The sequence below is a fragment of the Halomonas stenophila genome (assembly GCF_014192275.1).
GTDB classification, from domain to species: domain Bacteria; phylum Pseudomonadota; class Gammaproteobacteria; order Pseudomonadales; family Halomonadaceae; genus Halomonas; species Halomonas stenophila.
In genome coordinates this window covers 94,861-115,670 of the sequence record NZ_JACHXR010000005.1, presented here as the reverse complement: position 1 = coordinate 115,670, position 20,810 = coordinate 94,861, and the positions used below count along the sequence as shown (strand labels likewise).

Here is a 20,810-nt window from a genome sequence, read left to right as displayed (position 1 = left end):
TAGCGCCCTTCTTTCGGCCAAGGAGCGAACGTTCAGTCTGCCATAACAATGAAGCTCAGCCGCTCGGAAACCGCTTCGCGCTGCAGCGACTTGTTACAAATAGTCATTCGTAGTATTCCGTTAGCTGTTGGGGACTCTCAAGCGTAACAAACGATGAATTTGCAAGGCCTGCATGGAGCGACGGCATAATCTCTCCTGCCGGCAGCCGGACGAAATGCGCCGACACTCCTATTTCCTGCAAATCAGATGCGACCTTATCGGCGGCACGTTGAGGTAGACTTGCCAATATTCTCAGCCCCTGCGGCTGTCTGGCATTTTCAGCATACTCTCTAGCCTTTTCTATCGAACGTTGGTACGCGTTTGCCAACACAGGCTGACCAGTGTCAGCGTTACGAAGCACAATGAGTCGCCCACCTAGCAATGCTTGAACTTCTGTCCAATCCACTCCATAGTTGAACGCCTTCTCCAAGGCTGTCGTATCGGCATTAGATCCAAACTGAAGTACCACCCCGATATATCCGCCAGGCACATTCACCGTTACACGTGTTGACGTATTCGCTGTTGTGTCGTCATTGTCTGTTACGGAAAATCCGACCGAGTGCGTCCCCGGAGCAACGAAACGGCAAATCAGTTGGTAGCCTGTGGCTCCTGGTGTACACGCTGCAATGGATGTCGCTTCCTTGGGGTCGTGACCACTCACCAGCCAACCGGTAGAAACGATGCTTCCATCTGGATCGTGAGATTTCTTCGCATCAAATGTGACGCTCTCGGCGGCACCCACTTCAACGTTTTCCGGAATAATCGTGGCAACTGGTGGCGTGTTCTTGAATGTGATCCAGGTTGACAGTGATCCAACCAAGCCACCGATAACCGCCACAAGAAGGGGATGCTTCAACAAATGCCACATATGGTCCACCTCCCAACTTGGAACTATGACGTGGCGGCTTGTCTGCCACGCGCACCAACTTTGTAACGCTCCCAACACGCGCAGCTTTGTAGTGGAGGCGAAGCCGCAACGAAAAAGCTGTCGCTGTGCTTGGCCTGGTTATAGGCAGCCCGCGGAACTAGGCAAACCTTTAATTTCATCATACAGCTCAATCAAGTGATCAATAGTGAGATCTAATATCGGCTCATACATAAACGAATTAAGATGAATATTAGAGCTAACAGTAACACTGACTTTTTCCAAGCTTCTGACTGCATCTCCCGCGGGTTGCTCAGCCAAGTATTGTTTAACAAGAACCCCAAACTGATTTTTGGATTGACACCAAAAATCGGCATCCCCCTTTATCACTCTCAGTTCATCCGTAATGAAAATCTCCGCCTTCAACCTAATAGCCATTGATAGGAGAACCTTGTCCTCTAAATTAAGGCCGTCATGTACATCTCTGTCTGATATCTCATCCGCTTTCTCAAAGAGCAGTTCAATAAACAACTTTCCTCTATCATCTGGGTGTTCCGTTCCAAAAACTCTATTATAAATAGACAAATAACCTCCAACCGTCATCTGTGAAGTATCACTTTTCCAGTGCAATAAACTTGTTAGCTGTAAATAGTCGCCGTCGTCTTCGCCTTTTGTATATTCAACAATATTTCTCGTAAAAGGCACCGTGGCACAAAGCACAAAATCATCATTGTTAACCTTTCTCTTCCAGACATTAACAAAATAATTCTTTATCCCTTCAGCCTTTGAAAGAACCATACCGCCTTGATTTCGGCTAGCCATCATGCAGCGATCTCTGTGAACAAAGTTATTTGCTAATGCTCTGAAAAAGTCGAAGTTATGAGTAAGGATAATTTGAGAAAAGTAACTTTTATCAGAAAGGTCTTCTAGATACTGAACAATTGCATGCTTGTTCTTATAGTCAAACGAGTCTGCCGCATCATCAATGACGAATAGGGTTTCCTTCTGTAAACGTTTCCTATCTTCCACATCAAAAATAAAATTCAGTAGGTAAAGTGCGCGCCTTTCACCTTGGCTAAGTGCTTTAACTTGACTTCTTGTGCAATCTACCTGATCCTCCCCATCTTTAAATGTGAACTTTAAATTGGCCTTTTCCTTCCCTAGCGAAGCTTCAGCCTTATTAAAAAGAGACAACGTAAATGGCATATCAACAAATCTATCGTTGAAAAGCTCTATCGCTTTGGCCCAATTTGGCGCTTCCATGGCTGCTATCGCCTCAATTTCCTCTATTTCATCTTTATTTTCCTCGTAGGCAGAAATGAGGCTGGCGGTTTCCGAGCAATTCTGAACATAATACCCCCACAGCTCTTTCTTAAACTCTTTCTGCCTTTCCTTCATTATCTTAATTAGAAGATATTCAACTTCTTCTGAAGACAGTTTCTCAAAAAGGTCGGCATATGCTTGTGTTTGTGCATTTCTTGCAAGAGATTCTCGTATTTTCTTTAACTCACTATCGCTATCAATGGAATGATGAATAGCTTCTATCTTTCCCTGAATCTGCTCGTGACTAACTGACTCTTCGTCTCCTGACAGATGCACCTTATGACCGGCATCAAAAAAGCCATTCTTATGTAGGACCGAAAACGCGCTATCCGCTTTAATCGGATTAAAAACACCTCTTTTATATATTGTTCCTTCCTTATCAAATAACTCTTGATACCTGCTATTAAACTCCTCAGCTTTATCGATAAACTCTGGACTCTCGATAATTCCTGATGCTTTAGGGTCAAAAACCTCTCCATAGAAGAAGTTGCTTAGATCATCATTAATGGCAACCTCGCTGGCTAGCTTAATGCAATGAATAAAGTCATCGCCTCCGAAATCTTGGGCCAGCTTATCTTCTACTTCCGTCTTCTTTACTTTTGATTTCTTTTGAAGCGCAGATATTAGCTTAGATTTAATTTGCGTCAACTCTTTAACCAATGAATCATATCTTGATTTATATTCCTCATCAACCAAAATATTTGTTACTTCATCAGTGTCCGAACCAATATCAACTTCAGCCTTAAGAACATATACTTCTTCCTCGTGAATCCCGACGCCGTCAGCTTCAACAATACAATCCGTTTGACGGCCAAACCGCTCTTCTTGTGGCTTCTCTCCTTTAGACAATTTTTCAAACGTTTTAGCGAATGACGTTTTCATTAGTCCATTTGGAGCATATATAGCGCATGCCTTGGCCTTGTTTTGGTTGCTTCTAAAATCAAACGCTCCTTCAAATGATGAGATCCCATAACAATTTGAGAGTTGCACCTTAAGTTCGTCCATTAGCATACTACCTTTAGTTATCAAAGAGTCAGGTACCCACCCCTATAACGCCAGAGCGCACCGGCACACTTTAGTGCGTCTTAGTGTGTCCGCGTGACGCGAATTGTTAGCCCTGTGAAAATGGGTTCTGCTTTGCCCACTTAACGACCGCTTTCTCGAGTAAATCCAACTGTGGTTCGACCGAGCGATACCAGTGCCTTCTTGCGTCACCAGGCATGCAGCTCGCAGCTGCCAATACCGCACGCCTTTGCCAATGAGGGTGATCGAAGAGCGATCTCCATTGAAATTGAAACCAATGAGTCTGTTGTGCTCTTCCCATAGCGAGTATCAATTTCCTGCGCCCTGCTTGGTGAAGCTCGGTATTATACAGGGCCACAAACCGGCCTTCATTGTCCCACTCGCGGGTCGAGGTGAATACATCCAGAATCCACATTCTGTGGTAGGCCAGCTCACTTACTATCGAATCCTCAAGGAGGTCTAAAAGGCGAGCCCCCAACTGGGAGCGCCTGTCACTATGTAAATACCGGAGACTTTTTAAGTAGTTGATAATTTCCGAAAATACAGGAGTCAATGATTCAAGATTTTCAAAAATATCATCGACGACGCCATCATCCCCCAACTGCCCTAGGCGCCGTAAGCAGAATTTGATTACCGGCAAATCTGGCTCTGCTTTATCCAGCTCTTCGCGGAATAGCTCTACCAAGTTTAAGGTATCAACAATCTCTTGTTGCTCAGGGGACAAATCATCGTAATCTATTTCTTCGTACCAAGACTCTAACCCCAGATCCTCAATAAGCTCCTGGAAACGCTCATGCAATGAATCCATTTCGCGATCGAGCGGGGTTGATAAAAAGTTTCTTATGAAGGAATCAGCCGTGAATATCCCAGTTTTTTGGGGCTGCAGTGATAATCCGTGATTTCGAAAAAGGATCTCAGCAAGAAATGCGATGTGTTTGTATGCTTCGGCCTCAGAAGACGCAAAAATCCGGTAGTCGTCATTAAAACGAATAAAGTCGACTCCATTTGCTAATAACGCTTCGTCCACATCGGATAGCGTGATCTCAGCAAGAAGTCTTGATGGAGCACACCCCACCGGTATCCCAAAGGTCTCCGTACCGTTCCAACCGGATAAAAGCCCCATAATCGCATTCACGTGGGAAGTTTTGGTTGTAGCAGCACGAAGTGCATTTTCGAGTCGATGGTGATAGATGCGTGAATAAAAGTCCGAAATATCAGTAGTTGCCACATAAATTCCATCTGTGTCACCAACAAGCTTCGTTTGGCATTGCTCTATAAACTGCCTGTACCCTATACTTGGGTTGAACAATTGACCTTCAACGTTGGTTTGCACGCGATACGAATAGACAACTTCGCTTTGAATAGGGATTCGCCTTTCCTCTAAATCACCCGAAATGTCGTAAACTAGAGAGGAAAATATTAAAAAATCTATCGGATCCAGCTGTGTAATAGCTCTAAAACCAAATTTCGCTTTAGGTGATAAGAGCGTTCTAGGGGGACGAGTAGGCCATTCCAAAACATTTACTGAATCTAACTCTGGACGAACGGACTGCCAATCAAGATCCAACGCTTGGTACTCGAAAGGTACCGGAAATACGTCTGTATCGCCAAAATTGAGAGCATGTTTAAGAGCCCAATTCAGACTTCCTTTTTGAAGTGTAAGCATTCTCTCTCCCAAATGGCTAACGCTTTGCTTTGGGGCCGAAGTGAAGCGCAGCGGAACGAAGGTCCCAGCCGCACAGCGGCGACAACAGCAACTTGTTAGTTCATTAACTATAGTTCTTCGTAGATTCTCGACATCCCTCTATCCCCCCTCCTATATCCAGGTGGATCAAATGAAAAAGTATTGTCTGTAACTCTGACGTTAGATAAGTCGGATACGTAGCACAGGTCCCACTCATGATTAGGATGAATATGGCCGCCTACAGTTTGGTATATACGCAGCACCTCATTCCCAGATGTCGATACCCCTACCGCGGCTGGCTGTCCAATTCGATCTAGGCCGCTGTATGTAAATTCAATTTCCTTTCTATCTCGAATTGTGCTGATCAATGTATCTATCATTTTCATCTCCCGATTATTCAAATTTAAACTAACAGGTATTAGACAGGCGGCACGTTTATTGACTTGAACCTGCCGGCACATTCAAGTCAATAAACGAGCGCGCCAAACTGACCACAACTCCATGAAAAATCTCAACATTCCGTATGACTAGGCAACATAACACGAATAAAAGTGTTGGCTGTATTTTCCGGCCCCCGCCCCATCGCGCAGCTAGCTGCGCTCTTACGAAAATCGGCACTGTCCACCACTGGTGCTTCATTCCACCTGCTCCGTCACCTTGCTAGCATCGAAAGCCAACCGCCCGGCGATCGCCTGCATCTCATCAATCGGCCGCTCATAGCTCCAGGCTACATCAGCGATATCGGATAATGAGTAATAAGTGGTATCACCTTTGAACGGGCAAGGGGTCATGGTGGAGGAGACCGAGAGCTTCGACATATCCACAACCGCTTGAGGGACATATTGCCGATGTGGATAGCAGTGCTCGCGCAGTTCGATGGCGTTACGAGTATCGGCGATCAGGATATCGCCGTGATGAACACGCACCCGGCGGTTGTGCGGATGAAAAGTGATGCGGGATGCAGTCTGGTCGGCCATCGACAGCCCCCTTGCTGGTCGGCGTCTCAGTAAGATCAGGAAAAAGGTGCAAGGCTGTCACTCGATCCGAAGCGATGTCGCCTTCGCCCTTGGTCGTGGACGCCATGAGGTGAGAAAGCTCATGGCATCAGGCCGGGCGTGAACAGCAGCGCCGCGTCGCCGTCTCGGCGCTGCCGGTCGCAGGGTGATGGAATGGAAGCCAGGCTATTTCGCGCCTTCCAGTTTATCCGCCAGGTCCTGGGCCAGGGCCACCATGGTCATCGTCGGGTTCCAGGAACCACCGCGTGGCCACAGTCCACCGCCCGTTACATACACGTTGTTGCTGCCCCGGAAGCGATAGTTCAGATCCACGGGGGCGGACTCCTCTTCCCCCAGATACAGGGTGGAGCTTTCATGAACCAGGGCATCGACCCGTCGCTGCTGCCGGCCGGGACGTTCGGCACTCCATTCCCCCTTGTCCGGGGCGCCAAGCCAGTACTCCACCCGAGCGACGCCCTCCGGCGACAGGACCTCTTCGAGGATACCGAAGGTGGCCTCATCCATAGCGTCCCAGGTCCGATAATCCCGGGCGTTTTCCCTGACCTGCAGCAACGAGTTGGTGGTGACATTGCCGTCCTGGTGATTACGCAGGAACCAGGAACCCGGATTGTCGTAGTCCAGCTCCCCCAGCACCGCGCAGACGAACACCACATAGCCCTCGGAAGTCTGAAGCTGGACCTGCGATGCGGTGGCCACCACATCCGGCATGTAGCGTAATGCCGTGCCCGCGTTCTTCGCCGGGTTCACATCCCACAACGACGAGAGCTGAATATGGAATTGCTGTTCGTAGCTGTCGTCGGCCACCCCGGCAACGTAACAGGCACTCAGCTCCAGGTCGCCAAATTGCCCTTGCGGGTCCAGTGACGACTTGGGCACCCGCGCGACAATGGAACTGATGAAGTGCGCGGAAAAGCGTTCACCGAGCGTCCGGGTATCCGGGAAGGAATTACGCAGCAGGGTGGTGGGCGGCAGGGTGCCCATGGCCAGGATCAGCTGCGCCGCTCCCAGGGGCAGCACGCCTCGGGAGGTTTCCAGGGCGGTGGCCTGGCGAGCCCCGTCGATCTCCTGTTGCTGGATCTTGTCGACCGTGCAATCGGAGACAATATCCAGCCTGGCGCCCTTACCGGCGGCATGCAGCTTGGCCTGCCTGTCGGCCAACGCCAGGATATCGCCCGGTGTGGAATACTTCTGGAAGTCGATGCCGTTGACGTTTTCCGCGGCGGAGGCCAGGGGCGCCGCCTGGGTCCGGTAGATGCCGTCGACACTCGCGCCGTTTTCTCGCAGCAGCGACTGGATGCACCGCTGCAGGGGACCATACACGGGCCGAGTCTTCCCGATGACGCGTAGCTCTTCCGTGCTGCGCTCCAGGTCGATCTGGTCGGCCTTCTGCACGCGCAGCAGGGCTTCGGCCGTCTCGAAGTTACGCCGGGCGGCCTCGATGGTGGCCTGCGGCCAACCCGCCAGCTCGTCACCGTTCGGCCGCGGACACCAGGCGCTCCACAGCGTGGAGCGACCACCGAAGAACGGCACCATGCCGTGCTGCCAGCGAACCGGGCCATCCTTTCCCAGGGCCGTGGTGGCGGACAGGGTCCAGGGGAAGGTTTCGGAGAGTCCCCCCAGGGTGTCCTTGAAGGGCAAGGGAAGATTCTGGAAGTGTTCCGGAAGGAAAAAGGCGCCGCGCTCGATCATCAGGATGCGGCTGTGAGGATTGGCTTCCAGGACGCGCTGGGCAAACGCCAGGGCGCAAAAGCCGGTCCCCACCACCACATAGTCATAAGCATTCTCCTCTCGGGCGGCTTTCCACTCGGCATGGGACAAGAAAAAGACATGGTCCATGACCCGTTGCCCGGTGGGATCCTGAGGTCCGGGGGTCGGAAAACCATATTGAAGGTTTTGACTCGCTGCTGCGGTACCCATGGTCACTCCCTACGCTTTGGTGATTGCCATTCTCCGAGAGGCCTGAAATGGCGCGCTCTCGGTCACTCACCCTTGCATGCTGCCGGGATGTAGGGAGTCGCCGGATATTACCCGCCCCCGGCGATCGTGCGGGTGCAGATCGACACGGGGTCGGGGGAATCCGTTGCCATGGTGGCTCCCTGCGCACTGGCGGTATCATTATGGTGTTCTGAGATTCAGCCTAGCACTGAAGTACGAGTTTTCCCGTACTTTGGCGCATCGAGTTGACGGGGCCGTACTCGGTGGGCACGTTTGCCTCCTCGAGGCGCGCCAGCGCCGCCTCGAGGTCGTCGACTTCGATGGAGAGCTTCGTCGACCTTGTGCGTTCTTGCTGTCTGGCTATTTTCCCGCTATTCCTGCCCCTACCCATTCACACGCCCTTGAGCACGATGAAGGCGGCCATGAGCCGAGGGAGGATCGAAGGATGAGGGCAGGACATCGCGCCAAGGCGCCGCTGACGGATCTGGGTGGCCGCTCCGTTCTCTTCGTGATGGCGGCCGACGCCGAATACGGCCCGCATCTCAAGAGGCGTTTCGAACCCTTCATGACCGGCGTGGGGCCCGTCGAGGCGGCCGTCGAACTGACTGCCGCGCTGGCCGCCCTCGAGGCGCGCGAGCGCCTGCCGGACCTGGTGGTGTCGCTGGGCTCGGCGGGCAGCCGGGCGCTGGAGCAGACCGAGGTCTATCAGGCGACCTCGGTCGCCTACCGCGACATGGACGCCTCGCCGCTGGGCTTCGAGAAAGGCGTCACGCCCTTTCTCGACCTGCCGGCGATCCTCCCGCTGCCGCTGCGCATTCCCGGGATCCGCGAGGCGACGCTCTCGACCGGCGCCAATATCGTCTCGGGCGCGGCCTATGCCGCCATCGCCGCCGACATGGTGGACATGGAGAGCTATGCCTGCCTGCGCGCCTGCACGCGCTTTGCGGTGCCACTCGTCGTGCTGCGCGGCATCTCGGACGGCAAGGCGGAGCTGCACCACGTCGACGACTGGACGGAGTATCTCCACGTCATCGACGAGAAGCTCGCCGCCGCCGTCGACCGCCTCGATGATGCGATCGGCCAGGGCCTGTTGCAGCGCTAAGGCACCGCGCCGCTACTGGCCGGTTGCCGATGCGTAGCAGCGCGCCGCGCGGCGGCCTGCCGTGGCCTTGCCCACCACCGGCGAAGGTGTCATCGTCCCCAAACCCCCTTCGCCGCTGACGACAAGGAGCCCCACCATGTTCATCGCCATGAACCGTTTCCGGGTCAATCCCGAGAGAGTCGAGGAGTTCGAGCAGATCTGGCTGGAGCGCGAAACGCACCTGCAGGGCCTGCCCGGCTTCGTCGAGTTCCACATGCTGCGCGGCCCCGAGGAGGAGGATCACGTCCTCTACGCCTCCCATACCGTCTGGCGCTCGCGCGAGGACTTCGAGGCCTGGACACATTCCGAGGCGTTCCGCGCCGCCCACGCCAATGCCGGCCAGAGCCGTCGCGAGGGGCTGTACCTGGGCCCGCCGAAGTTCGAGGGTTTCGAGGTCATCCAGACGGTCGCGTAGAGAGGGGCAGCGCGCTCGAGGTGCCGACGGCGCGCCGACGTTCCAGGCTGGGAAGGGCCTTTCCGGCATAGAGCTCAAGGAGGCGCCATGCCCACCACCCGCACGACCTCGCCCGCCCTGGAGCGGGCCCACCTGGTGTGGGATCTGCTCATCATCGTGCTGGTGATCGCCAACCTGGCCCTGCTGCTGTTCGACAGCCTCTTCCTGCTGCCCCCGCTGAACGCCGCCTTCGAGGCCGTGGCCCCCGGCCTGCACTCCGCCTACGACCGGCATATCCATGCGAACTTCATCGCCATCGACCTGGCGTTCGTGGCCATCTTCCTGCTCGACGTGCTGCTGGGCTGGGCGGTGGCCATCGCCGAGCGGCATTACCACCGCTGGTTCTTCTACCCCTTCGTGCACTGGTACGACGTGCTCGGCTGCATCCCGCTGGGCGGCTTCCGGCTGCTGCGTATCCTGCGCGTCATCTCGCTGCTGCACCGCCTGCAGCGCATGGGCCTGATCGACGTGCGCCGCTGGTACCTCTACAGCGTGGTCGCCAAGTACTACGACATCCTGCTGGAGGAGCTCACCGACCGCATCGCCATCCGCATGCTCGACAACGTCCAGCACGAGATCCGCGCCGGCGACGGGCTGTCCACCCCGCTGATGGAGCGGGTGGTGCGGCCCCGCAAGCAGGCGCTGATCCACGAGATCAGCCAGCGCCTGGAGGCCATGGCGGGCGACGCCTATGCCCACAACCGCGACGACACCCTGCGCTACGTGCGCGGGCTGGTCGGCCGCACCCTGGCGGAGAGTCCGGAGATTCGCCGGCTTGGGCGCCTGCCGCTGGGCAGCCAGCTGGCCCGGGGGCTCGAGGCCTCGCTCTCCGACCTGGCCTGCCACCTGGTCGACGAGGCCCTGGAAGGCCTGAGGTCGGCGGAGTTCTCCGCGCTGGTGGAGCACCTGGCCGAGAGCGGCTTCGATGCCTGGCTGCGCACCGATCGCCAGACCGAACAGATCACCGAGCAGGTGCTGGTGGACATGCTGGAGTTGCTCAAGGAGCAGATCGCGGTGAAGGGCTGGCAGCACAAGTACGAATGAGCCCACCGCCGGCGCCAAGGAGAATCGGCGTCTGTCCGAATGGGCAGATCAGCGGGTGGCGCCGGGTGGCGTTGTCGATGATCACCGCGCTGATGGGGCAGCCGCCTTCGTCGTCGCTCTTCTGCGCTGTGGGGTCCCGCCAAGCTGCGCGGCAGCGGCGACTTGCGTCAACCGCCGTCGGAGCGGCTATGCTGGGCGTCTGCTCACTCGAGAGGATGCCCGATGCTGGAGAGTCCCACCGCCCTCGCCGGCCAGGTCTTCGGCCTGGCCGCCCTGCTGCTGTGTATCGCCGCCTTCGCCAGCAAGCAGGACGAGCGCCTGCTGGTGCTGCTGATCTCGGCCAACGTCGCCTTCGCCCTGCAGTTCCTGTTCCTGCAGAGCTGGACCGCGGCGGCGCTGACCGTGCTGGTGATCGCCCGCATCGCCCTGGCCCGCCGCTACCCGGGCAGCAAGGCGGTGATGGCCGGCGTGCTGGCGGCCAGCGGCGTGGCCGCGCTGGCCACCTGGCAGGGCTGGGCGGACCTGCCCGCGGTGGTGGCCATGGTGCTGGGCACGGTGGGCATGTTCCTGCTGCGCGGCATCCCCATGCGGGTGATGCTGGGGCTGGCGGCGGTGGCCTGGCTGTTCAGCCACCTGCTGGCGGGGGCCGTGGGCGGCTCGCTGGCCGAGGCGCTGGTGGTGATCACCAACGTCATCACCATCTGGCGCCTGCTGCGGGCGAAGCGGCGCTACCCCGAGGCGTTCGAGGGCGCCGCGTCCTGAGCCAGGCGCGCGGCGCGCTCACTTCATCGCGAAGCCGCGGTGGGCCGATAGGGGGACGTCCCCGATTACTCGTGTCCCGATACCTCCGTACGAGACGCCAATCATGGCCGCTACTCGCTTGCCTGCTGGCTTTTGATTCCGCTCAGTTGCTCCAGCAGTTGGGGGATGTTGTCTTGGATGATGCTCCACACTGTATCGTCGTCGATCCCCAAATAGGCATGGATCAGGCGATTCCGGGTAGCAATGATCATCCGCCAGGGAATTTCCGAATACTGCTGACGGACAGCATCTGGAATGCGGGTTGCCGCTTCGCCGATTAGTTCGAGGTTACGCAGCGTGGCGTCGTAGGTAAGATCATGGGCAAGGAAGCTATCCTGATCCAGGCCTTCCGTGTAGGACAGGACCTTCTCGGCGAAGCCGATCATGTCATCGATATAGAAGCGCCATTCGCGCTGGGGGCGAGACTCAGACACGCAGCGCCTCACGCTCGACATAGGGCCTGAGCTCGGAGCGAAGCGCCTTGTCGGTCACCAGATCCACGGGATGACCCAGCAGATCCTCCAGGTAGAACTGCACCCCGAAATAGCGGGCCGAGGTCGCCGGACCGTCGAAACTCACCAGGATATCGATATCACTGTCGTCTCGAGCCTCGTCGCGGGACATGGAGCCGAAGAGCGCCAATGACCTGACCCCATATTCGCTGGCCAGGGTCGACATGTGGTCTCGCAGCAGTTGCAGGGCCCTGGTTCTGTTCATCTTCCGGTACCTCTCACCAGCATCAAGCCTCCAGAGAATCGATCCATTTGGCCTTGCATCGATCAGCCTAGCATGGGGTAGAGGCAATCCCCAGCGGGACCTTGACGCCCTACCGCTACATCTCGAAGCCGCGCTCGACCAGGAAATCGGATTAGCTCGCCACATGGCCCTGGCCGCCGGCCAGCTCGGCGATCGTCTTGCGGTTCGCCGGGCAGCGGGGCGATCAGCGGCCAAGGCGGGCTGGTGAGAAGGCTTCTGAGGACGCAAGCGCCGTAACGGCTCGATCCGCTCCTTGTGCAGGGCCTCATTGGGCATCGGTGAACTCGACAGCGCGCTCTGCCATCGGCTTATCGTGCCGGCAGCATCTGCCGATGTAGCCACGGTGGCTCGAAAGCCGACGTCACGCCACCCTTTCCACGACCTTGTCGGCATCGAACGCCAGCCTCCCGGCAAGATCCTTCATCTCTTCGATCGGCTGGTCATAACTCCAGGCCACATCGACGTTATCGACGAGCGAGTAGTAGGTGGTATCGCCCTTGAAGGGGCAGTGGGTCACGGTGGACGACACCGAGAGTTTCGACATGTCCACATCCTCTCTGGGCAGGTATTGCCGGTGTGGATAGCCGCGCTCGCGCAGTTCGATGGCGTTTCGGGTGTCGGCGATCAGGGTATCGCCGTGAAAGATCCTCACCCGGCGATCATGCGGGTGGAGGGTGATGTGCGAGGTATCGCTATGATCGGCCATGTCGGCCTCCTGGCGTGGCTGGCACTTCCGCCAGCTTAGGGGGCATGGCGGGGGCTGTCACTGAGATCTGGACCTTGGCCATGTCAGCGCGATGGACGATTCGGCGGCGATCGCCACATACCGCCTGGCCGCCGGCCGACTCGGAGATCGTCTCGCGGTTGCTGCTTGTCTGCCATCCCGGAGGGCACTGCACCTCCACCCCCTCCGAGCTTACCGAATAGTCGAGATCACTCCCCCTCACCGCGCAAACAATCGCCGACAAAGACGCTCGGACTCCTTCAGCCCTGCTTCGGAGAACGCCACAGACCTGGCCCTGCCGACCGGATCGGATATCAGCCCTTTCTCATGGAGCCGTTCCATTGCCGCCCAGTTCAGTGACTTCCATGCCCGTTGCCCTTCATGAAGATTCAGGTAGAGCAGCGCCAGGACGGCATCGCCGATTCGCTCCTCACCGAGTTCCATCATTGATCTCATCCACGTAGACCTCCCGCTCCAATGCATCCTCGATGGCCGCGTCGAGGCGGATGAGGGATTCACCGGGACCTGTCCCCGACTCTTCCTCCGCCGGTGACGCCCTTACGGGTGGACTGCAGGCTTCTCGGCTTCCCCAGCGGCGGGCTCTTCCAGTGGCTCGCCCTCCTCGTTCTGGAGTTGGTGGTCGTAGGCCGCCTGGAGGCCGGCATCTTCCTCGGCTTCCTCCTCGGCCCCATGCTCGATATGGCCCGGGTAAAGGGGCGACAGGATGGACGCCAGGATGCCGAGCGCGGCGAACATGGCAAACGCATCGGCGTAACCGAAGCCATTCACCAGCCCGCCGACGACGGGCGAGCCGGTCGCCTGCCCGAGCGATACCGCCATGAAGGGCAGTACCGGCCCCATCGACAGTCGGCCCGGCAACAGGCGGATGCCGGTCATCAGATAGAGCCCCGTCAGGCTCATGTAGGCGAGGCCGAAGACCAGCGCGGAAAAGGCGGCCAGCACCGTCTGAGCGGGGCTGGCCGCGAGCAATGCCAGGCTCGCGGCCAGCATCATCAGCATCAGGGCATGCGTGATGGGCGGGTTGTTGCGGTCGGCCAGGTCGGCCACCACCGCGCCGCCGAGGCCGGCGATGCCCACCGCGAGCCACAGCCAGCCGGTGGCGCCGGCCGGCAGGCCGCCGAGGGTGACCACCAGGTCGGGCGCGAAGATCCAGTACGCGGAAGAGACGAAGCCCATCACGTAGGCAAACAGCGAGAGCCTGACGAGACGCGACCACGGCAGTTCGCTGACGGGGGGCGGCGGCGCGGCGTTCGACGGCACGATCCGTGAGACCGAGGGCAGGAAGAGCCAGGCGGCGATCACGCCGAGGCCCGCCAGCACGGCGAAGGAGAGATAGGCGAACCGCCAGGCGCCGGCAAGGAACAGCACCGTCGGCACGGCAACGATCACGCCGATGCTGGTCCCCGCGTTCATGACCGAGCTGACACGCCCGTGCAGCGAGCGTTTCACCATCGCCTGCATGGCCGCCGTGAGTGCCGGCATCATCAGCCCGGTGCAGATCCCGCAGGCGAACACCCCCGCGCCGAGCGTTAGCGCGTCGAAGGCCTGGCTGATCAGCGCCAGGCCGCCGACGCCGAACGCCCCGGACAGCACCGCCGTGTTTCGGGCGCCGAGATGATCCGTGATCAGGGGCGCGACCGCCGTGGCCAGCAGGAAGCTGATCAGCGGCAGCGCGCCGATGATGCCGATCACGTACGGCGTGAGTTCCAGCTCGTCGCGGATAGGGGGCACGAAAAGCCCGAAGGCGAAGCGGGCGAGTCCGTAACTGATCGCGACCAGCGCTGCCCCGAAGATCGCGAACCCTGTACTCGAGAGAGACTTCATGGCACCTCCGCCAGACGAATTCCGAAGATTCCGGCCCATTGCGCTTCCAGGCCCCGCCCTGCCGAGCGATGGACGCCCCTCCCGGCTCGATATCGCGATGGTCCTTGATCACCATGCGCCCCCGCCGACACGGTATCAGGGGCACGGCCTATCCGACCTCGGCATGAGCCAACGATAGATCGCCCTGGGCCTTCTGTCGCCTGCCAGGTGATGGACGAGCCGTTCTACCCCGGTGGTGGCGTGCGGGAGTATCGCGGCCTTATACCGACAGACGGCAAGGAGTCTCCCCATGAGCGACAGGCATGCCTCCAGCAGAAGCTGCGCGCCAAGCTGGATGAGTTGCAGGCCGAGGTGGACAAGCTGAAGGCGCGCGCCCGGGGCGCCGCAGTTGATACGCGCATCGAGCGAGAGCAGGACACCGATCGGCTCGAGGCCAAGCCCAAGCCTTCCGCCGCCGTGCCGGCCATGATGGAATGCCCCTCTTCTTTCTTCCATCAGGATTACAGGTTCGGGAGCGCCAGGCCGCCGATGAAACGCTACGAACGCTTTGCCGACGAGATCGCCGAGCTGATCCGCGATGGCGTGCTGGCACCGGGCGAGAGAGTGCCCTCGGTCCGCCAGGCGAGCCGCGAGTACGGCATCAGCCCCTCCACCGTCTTCCAGGCCTATTACCTGCTGGAGGACCGCGGGCTGATCCTGGCGAAGTCGCGTTCCGGCTATTACGTGCGCGAACAGGCCCGGCGCGTGCTGCACGAGCCGAGGATGACGCCGCGCCGCCAGGAAGCGGCCGACGTCGCGGTCAGCGAGCTGGCGTTCTCGGTGCTCGACTCGCTCCAGGACACCGAGACCGTGCCGTTCGGCTCGGCCTTCCCCAGCCCAGACCTCTTCCCACTCGCGCGGCTGGCCCGCAGCATGGCCAAGGCGCTGCGCGGGATGTCCGGCAGTGATGTGCTCAAGGACATGACGGCGGGCGACGCCGACCTGCGCCGCCAGATCGTGCTGCGCTACACGCTGAAGGGCATGCCGCTGCCGCCCAAGGAGCTGGTCATCACCAACGGCGCCATGGAGGCGCTGAACCTCGGGCTGCAATGCGCCACCTCGCCCGGCGATCTCGTCGCCATCGAATCCCCCGCCTTCTATGCCAGCCTGCAGGTGCTGGAGCGCCTGAAGCTCAAGGCCGTGGAGATTCCCGTGCATCCCCGCGAGGGCATCGACCTTGCGGTGCTGGCGGACAGTCTGGCCAGGCTGCCCATCAAGGCCTGCTGGTTCATGAGCCACCTGCAAAACCCGCTGGGTGCCAGTCTCGACCAGGAGAAGAAGCGCGCGCTCTATGCGCTGATCAAGCGATACCAAGTGCCGCTGATCGAGGACGACGCCTATGCGGAGCTGCATTTCGGCACCACGCCGCCCAGGCCGGTCAAGCAGTTCGACGACGACGGCCTGGTCATTCACTGCGGCTCCTTCTCGAAGTGCCTGGCGCCGGGTTATCGGGTCGGCTGGTTGGCGGGCGGCCGCTACGCGGAACGCCTCTCGCGGCTCAAGCTGATGACGACCATCTCGCCCTCGGTGCCGGCCCAGGCCGCCATCGCCGACTACCTCCAGCACGGCGGCTACGACCGCCACCTTCGCAGGCTGCGCCATGCCCTGGAGACCCAGCAGGGGCAGATGCTGGCGGCGGCCTCACGCTTCTTCCCCGCCGAGACCCGCGCCACGCGCCCGGCCGGCGGCTACGTCCTGTGGTTCGAGTTCCCCGAGCGGGTGGATTCGCTACGCTTGTTCCGCATGGCGCTGGAACAGGGCATCAGCGTAGCGCCGGGCCCCATCTTCTCCGCGACCCAGGGCTTTCGCCACTGCCTGCGCTTGAGCTACGGCCACCCCTGGACGCCGCGCAGCGAAGCGGCCATGGAGCGACTAGGCGAGTTGCTCGACGCCTTCTGAGCCGTTCACGCGCCGGTTCAGCCGGCCGATCTGCTGGATATCGTGCAGGTAGAGGTCCAGCTTCGAGGCCCCATGGGCCAGCAGCGCCGACGCATAGACCAGTGCCGTCAGCACGAACACGTTGTTGGCCCAGGCCAGCGAGGGAGCCGCCACCGGATAGGCCGCCGTGAAGATGCTCGCCGCGCCCCAGAACAGCGCCAGGAGGCTGCTGGCCATGACGATCGTCAACACCGGCCCCCGCCGGTAGCGGGCCGGCGGGCGGGTCTTCCAGAACGGCAGGTGGGCGATCCTCAGCTCGCCGCTCGTCTCGATCCGCCGCTTCCGTCGCAGCAGCGGCTCCGCGAAAGCCTTCTGCTTGCCGGATGCGACCGCCGCCAGCACCAGACGCGCATCGACGCCGCTACCGAAGATGCGCCGCACCGCCTGCACGAAGCCCGGCGACGGCTCGCCGCCGGCACACCCCCGAGCCTCGTCGGTCAACGTCTTCAGGGCCTGGTTGACCCGCTCCGGACGTTCCTCCTCGTCCTCGAAGTTGATCGCGTAGTGCACGCTGTACACCTGATAGAGCGCGAGCGTCACACCGACGAAGATCAGGAAAAACGCAACGTATATCACCATGACAACCACTCACCACCCGGAAAGTTCGGCCCATCATCACGGACCACGCGGCCCGCTTCGCCATGCCCCTCTCATCGGCCAATCGCCTCGCACGAGACGACTAACCGGGCATGCCTGCTTGCGGCCAAGGTGACAGAAAGGCCGAGACCATAACAGGGTCAGACAGCTGCAAAAAAAGCGTATCAGTCCTGGCAGGAGGACTCGGTGCCAGGCGTTCAGGGCCTCCTTGCTTGATTCACGTCAACGATCATCCCTTCTTGCCAGCCATGTTGAGCGCGACGGCGGCGACAGCGCACTGCTGATAAACCGACAGTTGCCCGCGTCCCAGCAGGGCGCGCTCACTCGTGCTGCAGGATATTGACGAGCTTGCCGAACGGATCGCGGACGTAGAAGCGCCGCACGCCCCAGGGCTCGCTGACGGGGCCGTACTCGATGGGTATGTCCGCCTCCTCGAAGCGCGCCAGCGCCGCCTCGAGATCGTCGACCTCGATGGAGAGGTCGGGCACTGGCGTTCCCGAGCCGCCCTCCGAGCCGAAGCTCACCTGGACGCGCATCCGCTCGTCCGAGCCGTAGGTGCGAAACCAGCCGTGATCCATGAGTCGCTCCAGGCCCAGGAGGCCCCCGTAGAAGGCCTCCGCCTTGTCGAGATCTTCCGTGGCCGTATTGGCCATGATGCGCTTGACCTTCATCCGTCACCTCGGCTGCTGTGTCCCTGGCGTGGTCGAGCAACGCACCGTCCCTGCTGCATTCGCCGGTCGGATGCGCCCCACCCACCGGCCAGCCTAGACGGCGGGAGCGAGGCTGTCAGGCGGACCTGCACCACATCGACGACTGGAGGGACCATCTCCGTGTCATCGACGAAAGTCTGGCCGCCGCCGGGCGGTGCGAGGCTCCTTGCTTCGCAAGGTCCCCTCAAGGCTCGCCCGCTGCCAGCGGCAGCCACACGTGCTCGTAGCTGATGGACAACGCGACCCACACCAGCAGTGCCGCCATCGCCAGGCTGAAGCCCTTGAGAATCGTCGGGTTCTCGATGCGCTGCCCGACCACGGCGCCCATCAGCGCATAGCTGCCGGGGGCGCCGAAGGCCAGCGCCGCCAGCCCCAGCGACCAGAGCACCAGGCTGGCGCCATGGATGCCGGCGGCGGGGAACTGGATGGTGGCGATCGGCAGGGTCGCGATCATGCCCTTGGGGTTGCAGAGTTGCATGATCAGGCCATCGCGAAGGCTCAGCACGCGTGACGCCCGGCGAATGGCCCCCGGATCGATGCTGGAGCGGGCGACCTTGAAGGCGAGGTAGAGGATATAGGCGCATCCCAGCGCCCCCACCACGGCGAGCATGTCGCCGCGCACCCAGGCCGCACCGATCCAGCCGAACGCCAGGAAGAGTACCAGCATGGCCAGCCCCACCCCGACGAAGAAGCCGATGGAGGGTCTGGCCTGGCCGTTGAGGCCCGCATTCAGGCCGAGCAGGTTCACGGGCCCAGGCGTGTACATGACGCCCAGGGCATAGGCGACGATCTCCAACATGGGGGAAGCCTCGGGTTATCGGCTGACGCTGCGCTGGTACTGGAGGGGCGTCATGCCATAGATGCGCTTGAAGCGGCGATTGAAATGGCTGAGGTCGGTAAAGCCGTAGCGGAAGGCCACCTGATTGGGTGCCGCCCCCGCCGCCAGGAGGCTGCGCGCGGCATTGACCCGGCGGTTGAGCACATACTGGTGCGGCGTGATGCCGAACTGCTGCCGGAACAGGCGCAGGAAGTGGTACTTCGAGAGGTGGGCGGCCTGGCTGATATCGTCCAGCGACACATCGTCTTCGAGGTGCGCGAGGATGTAGTCCCTGGCCCGCAGCAGCAGCGCATCAGGCCGGCTCGGCCTGCCGTCCGGCCGATAATGGCCGGCACGCTGCACGAGGCGTGTCGCCATGCGATGCAGGGCGTGCTCCTGATCGATGCGCGTGCCCAACCGATGGGTCACCAGATGCGCGAGGTCCAGGATGGCGCGGCGCAACTCGGGATCCGCCATCAGGGTCTCGCCGCATCGGAACCCGCCGGCACGCTTGCATCCCGCCGCATCGCCAAACAGCGCCTCGAGGTGGGCGGAAGGCACATAGGTCATGACATACCCCAGCGCGCTGTCGCCCCCGGGGTGCCCATCGTGCACCTGCTCGGGGTTGAACTGGATGACGTTGCCCGGCGAGCTGCGGTGGAACTGGCCGCCGCTGAAGAAATCCTGGCGCCCGGCGAGGGTGACGCCGAAGGCGTACTCCTCATGGGCATGACGGTCGTAGCTGAAATCGCTCAGCGCCGCCTGCAGCACCGTAAGCTCGGGGATATGCCGGCTCTTGAAATAGTCGAACCGACTGAATTGCTTCGCCATGCCTGCCTCCCGGAACGCCACTCAGGCATAGCGTAGGCCTGGCCCAGGCCACGGGCTTGGACATTATTGCGGAATCGGCCAGGGTTCGCCGACTCAGCGGCCGGGTCAATGGTTAGTCGACGATCGCACCGCAGGTCATGTTGGCGACTGTCCCGGTCATCGAACTGGCATGATCCGACGCCATGAGCGCGGCCATGTCGCCGACCTCGGCCAGGGCCGGCAAACGCTTGAGCAAGGTCATCTCTTCGAGCGAGGCGATGAAGTCATCCCGTGTCACCTTGCCGGCGGCGGCATGAGTATCCATCGTTTCGGAGATCGACTCCGGGGAGCCGGCCGAACGCAAGCAAACCACCCGCACGCCTTCGGGCCCAACCTCCGCGGCGAGTTGTCGGCATAAGCCTTCCAGCGCCGCACACGCCACGCCGAAACCTCCGCAGTGTGGAATGGCGAGGCGCGCGGGTGTCGCCGTGAGCATCAGAATCACGCCCGCCCCCTGCCTGACCATGTGCCGCGCCGCGGTGGTGGCCGTCAGGAACTGCGACCGCGTCGCCCTGTTGATCGGGCGGGCGAAATCCTCGAGCGACATCTCGACGAGCAGGGTGCCCTGAACGTCGTCCATGCCGATGGCATTGAACGAGATATCGATGGGTCCCGCCTTGCGGATGATCTCGGCGGCGTGCGCTTCTATGGCCTGTTCGTCGAGCGCGTCGACAACCGCCGTCTCGGCGACGCCGCCCGCCATGGAGATTTCCTTCGCGACCGCATCGAGCCTTGAAAGCGTGCGGCCGGCGAGGAAGACGCCTGCTCCCTCCCGGGCAAACGCGAGGGCAACCGCACGACCGATAGCCCCGCCAGCCCCATAAATCACGGCATTCTTGTTGCTGAGCAGCATCTCCATTCTCCTTTCAGTTCGTGGGTGGTGGTATCTGATAGTCGAATGGAGAGCCCTGAAATCTACAAGGAACGCCACGGAATTCGGGGGACGGCCCATGGGGATCCCTCAGGGGCCGTCCCCGATAACGCCACGATGGTCGTCCCTCAGGCCGTGACCGCCGGCTCGCGGCTGGCCTGACGCCGCTCCGGCAGCTGGGCGATCAGCCCATCCACCCGGCGCTCGTGGGGGTGCAGGTGATGCGGGGCTCGATGGAAGCCGTTGCCATAGGCCATCCCTTGCGTACGGGCTGAGTCGTGATGGTTACCTGACATTCAGCCTGGCACCAAAGAATGA

The 20,810-nt window shown here is 60.1% G+C and carries 21 protein-coding genes; 5 read left to right on the top strand and 16 right to left on the bottom strand.

Going from position 1 to position 20,810, the window contains the following annotated elements; all coding sequences use genetic code 11:
- Positions 1–103: 103 nt before the first annotated feature.
- The 5 genes from FHR97_RS10700 to FHR97_RS10680 all read right to left on the bottom strand — a co-directional run bounded on the left by FHR97_RS10700 (position 104) and on the right by FHR97_RS10680 (position 7,786).
- On the bottom strand, positions 104–907 hold the full coding sequence (locus FHR97_RS10700) for a PKD domain-containing protein (protein WP_183383796.1): 804 nt from the start codon (positions 905–907) through the stop codon (positions 104–106).
- A gap of 138 nt (positions 908–1,045) precedes the next feature.
- Positions 1,046–3,232 carry an ATP-binding protein gene (locus FHR97_RS10695; RefSeq protein ID WP_183383795.1) on the bottom strand — a complete coding sequence of 729 codons (2,187 nt, stop codon included), beginning with the start codon at positions 3,230–3,232 and terminating at the stop codon, positions 1,046–1,048.
- Positions 3,233–3,338: 106 nt separating this feature from the next.
- Complete coding sequence (locus tag FHR97_RS10690; protein ID WP_183383794.1) at positions 3,339–4,916, bottom strand: RNA-directed DNA polymerase; 1,578 nt, start codon at positions 4,914–4,916, stop codon at positions 3,339–3,341.
- Between the two features lie 653 nt (positions 4,917–5,569).
- Positions 5,570–5,911 carry a DUF427 domain-containing protein gene (locus FHR97_RS10685; protein ID WP_183383793.1) on the bottom strand — a complete coding sequence of 114 codons (342 nt, stop codon included), beginning with the start codon at positions 5,909–5,911 and terminating at the stop codon, positions 5,570–5,572.
- Positions 5,912–6,115: 204 nt separating this feature from the next.
- Positions 6,116–7,786, bottom strand: a complete 1,671-nt coding sequence (locus FHR97_RS10680) for a GMC oxidoreductase (RefSeq protein WP_221187769.1) — start codon at positions 7,784–7,786, stop codon at positions 6,116–6,118.
- A gap of 544 nt (positions 7,787–8,330) precedes the next feature.
- Here FHR97_RS10680 and FHR97_RS10675 point away from each other — a divergent pair.
- The 4 genes from FHR97_RS10675 (at position 8,331) to FHR97_RS10660 (ending at position 11,286) form a co-directional block, all read left to right on the top strand.
- Positions 8,331–8,987 (top strand): 5'-methylthioadenosine/S-adenosylhomocysteine nucleosidase, encoded by a 657-nt coding sequence (locus FHR97_RS10675; RefSeq protein WP_183383791.1) that lies wholly within the window; start codon positions 8,331–8,333, stop codon positions 8,985–8,987.
- Between the two features lie 136 nt (positions 8,988–9,123).
- Positions 9,124–9,441, top strand: coding sequence for a heme-degrading protein HmuQ (gene hmuQ, locus FHR97_RS10670; RefSeq protein WP_183383790.1), 318 nt, complete (start codon positions 9,124–9,126; stop codon positions 9,439–9,441).
- Positions 9,442–9,528: 87 nt separating this feature from the next.
- Positions 9,529–10,524 (top strand): ion transporter, encoded by a 996-nt coding sequence (locus tag FHR97_RS10665; protein ID WP_183383789.1) that lies wholly within the window; start codon positions 9,529–9,531, stop codon positions 10,522–10,524.
- Between the two features lie 222 nt (positions 10,525–10,746).
- Positions 10,747–11,286, top strand: a complete 540-nt coding sequence (locus FHR97_RS10660; RefSeq protein ID WP_183383788.1) for a YgjV family protein — start codon at positions 10,747–10,749, stop codon at positions 11,284–11,286.
- A 110-nt stretch (positions 11,287–11,396) separates the two neighbouring features.
- Here the strand turns inward: FHR97_RS10660 and FHR97_RS10655 are convergent, their stop codons facing one another.
- From FHR97_RS10655 to FHR97_RS10635, 5 genes are all read right to left on the bottom strand, one after another.
- Positions 11,397–11,759 (bottom strand): HepT-like ribonuclease domain-containing protein, encoded by a 363-nt coding sequence (locus FHR97_RS10655; protein ID WP_343065589.1) that lies wholly within the window; start codon positions 11,757–11,759, stop codon positions 11,397–11,399.
- Entirely contained in the window at positions 11,752–12,042 is a 291-nt protein-coding gene (locus tag FHR97_RS10650) for a nucleotidyltransferase family protein (protein WP_183383786.1), read from the bottom strand. Before FHR97_RS10650 ends, FHR97_RS10655 begins: the two co-directional genes overlap by 8 nt.
- A gap of 400 nt (positions 12,043–12,442) precedes the next feature.
- A complete protein-coding gene (locus FHR97_RS10645) occupies positions 12,443–12,787 on the bottom strand; it encodes a DUF427 domain-containing protein (protein WP_183383785.1) in 345 nt (114 codons plus the stop codon).
- A 237-nt stretch (positions 12,788–13,024) separates the two neighbouring features.
- Positions 13,025–13,252, bottom strand: coding sequence for a DUF6429 family protein (locus FHR97_RS10640; protein ID WP_246403936.1), 228 nt, complete (start codon positions 13,250–13,252; stop codon positions 13,025–13,027).
- A 111-nt stretch (positions 13,253–13,363) separates the two neighbouring features.
- A complete protein-coding gene (locus FHR97_RS10635; protein WP_183383784.1) occupies positions 13,364–14,650 on the bottom strand; it encodes an MFS transporter in 1,287 nt (428 codons plus the stop codon).
- A 528-nt stretch (positions 14,651–15,178) separates the two neighbouring features.
- Here FHR97_RS10635 and mapR point away from each other — a divergent pair.
- On the top strand, positions 15,179–16,588 hold the full coding sequence (gene mapR, locus FHR97_RS10630; RefSeq protein ID WP_183383960.1) for a GntR family transcriptional regulator MpaR: 1,410 nt from the start codon (positions 15,179–15,181) through the stop codon (positions 16,586–16,588).
- Here mapR and FHR97_RS10625 read toward each other — a convergent pair.
- The 6 genes from FHR97_RS10625 to FHR97_RS20520 form a co-directional block, all read right to left on the bottom strand.
- Complete coding sequence (locus FHR97_RS10625; protein WP_183383783.1) at positions 16,562–17,206, bottom strand: hypothetical protein; 645 nt, start codon at positions 17,204–17,206, stop codon at positions 16,562–16,564. The genes mapR and FHR97_RS10625 overlap by 27 nt on opposite strands.
- Before the next feature lie 338 nt (positions 17,207–17,544).
- Positions 17,545–17,895, bottom strand: coding sequence for a VOC family protein (locus FHR97_RS10620; protein ID WP_183383782.1), 351 nt, complete (start codon positions 17,893–17,895; stop codon positions 17,545–17,547).
- Positions 17,896–18,118: 223 nt separating this feature from the next.
- On the bottom strand, positions 18,119–18,733 hold the full coding sequence (locus tag FHR97_RS10615) for a LysE family translocator (RefSeq protein ID WP_183383781.1): 615 nt from the start codon (positions 18,731–18,733) through the stop codon (positions 18,119–18,121).
- Between the two features lie 15 nt (positions 18,734–18,748).
- Complete coding sequence (locus FHR97_RS10610; RefSeq protein ID WP_183383780.1) at positions 18,749–19,582, bottom strand: AraC family transcriptional regulator; 834 nt, start codon at positions 19,580–19,582, stop codon at positions 18,749–18,751.
- Positions 19,583–19,694: 112 nt separating this feature from the next.
- Positions 19,695–20,474, bottom strand: a complete 780-nt coding sequence (locus FHR97_RS10605) for an SDR family NAD(P)-dependent oxidoreductase (protein WP_183383779.1) — start codon at positions 20,472–20,474, stop codon at positions 19,695–19,697.
- A 146-nt stretch (positions 20,475–20,620) separates the two neighbouring features.
- Positions 20,621–20,749, bottom strand: coding sequence for a hypothetical protein (locus tag FHR97_RS20520; protein ID WP_281380470.1), 129 nt, complete (start codon positions 20,747–20,749; stop codon positions 20,621–20,623).
- Between the last annotated feature and the right edge of the window lie 61 nt (positions 20,750–20,810).

Excerpts from the sequence above, each read along its gene's own strand:
- mapR (WP_183383960.1), top strand. The coding sequence starts at position 15,179 with ATGAAACGCTACGAACGCTTTGCCGACGAGATCGCCGAGCTGATCCGC.
- FHR97_RS10665 (WP_183383789.1), top strand. The coding sequence starts at position 9,529 with ATGCCCACCACCCGCACGACCTCGCCCGCCCTGGAGCGGGCCCACCTG.
- FHR97_RS10625 (WP_183383783.1), bottom strand. The coding sequence starts at position 17,206 with ATGGTGATATACGTTGCGTTTTTCCTGATCTTCGTCGGTGTGACGCTC.
- FHR97_RS10675 (WP_183383791.1), top strand. The coding sequence starts at position 8,331 with ATGAGGGCAGGACATCGCGCCAAGGCGCCGCTGACGGATCTGGGTGGC.
- FHR97_RS10690 (WP_183383794.1), bottom strand. The coding sequence starts at position 4,916 with ATGCTTACACTTCAAAAAGGAAGTCTGAATTGGGCTCTTAAACATGCT.
- FHR97_RS10700 (WP_183383796.1), bottom strand. The coding sequence starts at position 907 with ATGTGGCATTTGTTGAAGCATCCCCTTCTTGTGGCGGTTATCGGTGGC.
- FHR97_RS10635 (WP_183383784.1), bottom strand. The coding sequence starts at position 14,650 with ATGAAGTCTCTCTCGAGTACAGGGTTCGCGATCTTCGGGGCAGCGCTG.
- FHR97_RS10610 (WP_183383780.1), bottom strand. The coding sequence starts at position 19,582 with ATGGCGAAGCAATTCAGTCGGTTCGACTATTTCAAGAGCCGGCATATC.
- FHR97_RS10660 (WP_183383788.1), top strand. The coding sequence starts at position 10,747 with ATGCTGGAGAGTCCCACCGCCCTCGCCGGCCAGGTCTTCGGCCTGGCC.
- FHR97_RS10650 (WP_183383786.1), bottom strand. The coding sequence starts at position 12,042 with ATGAACAGAACCAGGGCCCTGCAACTGCTGCGAGACCACATGTCGACC.
- FHR97_RS10640 (WP_246403936.1), bottom strand. The coding sequence starts at position 13,252 with ATGATGGAACTCGGTGAGGAGCGAATCGGCGATGCCGTCCTGGCGCTG.
- FHR97_RS10615 (WP_183383781.1), bottom strand. The coding sequence starts at position 18,733 with ATGTTGGAGATCGTCGCCTATGCCCTGGGCGTCATGTACACGCCTGGG.
- FHR97_RS10620 (WP_183383782.1), bottom strand. The coding sequence starts at position 17,895 with ATGAAGGTCAAGCGCATCATGGCCAATACGGCCACGGAAGATCTCGAC.
- FHR97_RS10605 (WP_183383779.1), bottom strand. The coding sequence starts at position 20,474 with ATGCTGCTCAGCAACAAGAATGCCGTGATTTATGGGGCTGGCGGGGCT.
- hmuQ (WP_183383790.1), top strand. The coding sequence starts at position 9,124 with ATGTTCATCGCCATGAACCGTTTCCGGGTCAATCCCGAGAGAGTCGAG.
- FHR97_RS10645 (WP_183383785.1), bottom strand. The coding sequence starts at position 12,787 with ATGGCCGATCATAGCGATACCTCGCACATCACCCTCCACCCGCATGAT.
- FHR97_RS10695 (WP_183383795.1), bottom strand. The coding sequence starts at position 3,232 with ATGGACGAACTTAAGGTGCAACTCTCAAATTGTTATGGGATCTCATCA.
- FHR97_RS10685 (WP_183383793.1), bottom strand. The coding sequence starts at position 5,911 with ATGGCCGACCAGACTGCATCCCGCATCACTTTTCATCCGCACAACCGC.
- FHR97_RS10680 (WP_221187769.1), bottom strand. The coding sequence starts at position 7,786 with ATGGACCATGTCTTTTTCTTGTCCCATGCCGAGTGGAAAGCCGCCCGA.
- FHR97_RS20520 (WP_281380470.1), bottom strand. The coding sequence starts at position 20,749 with ATGGCCTATGGCAACGGCTTCCATCGAGCCCCGCATCACCTGCACCCC.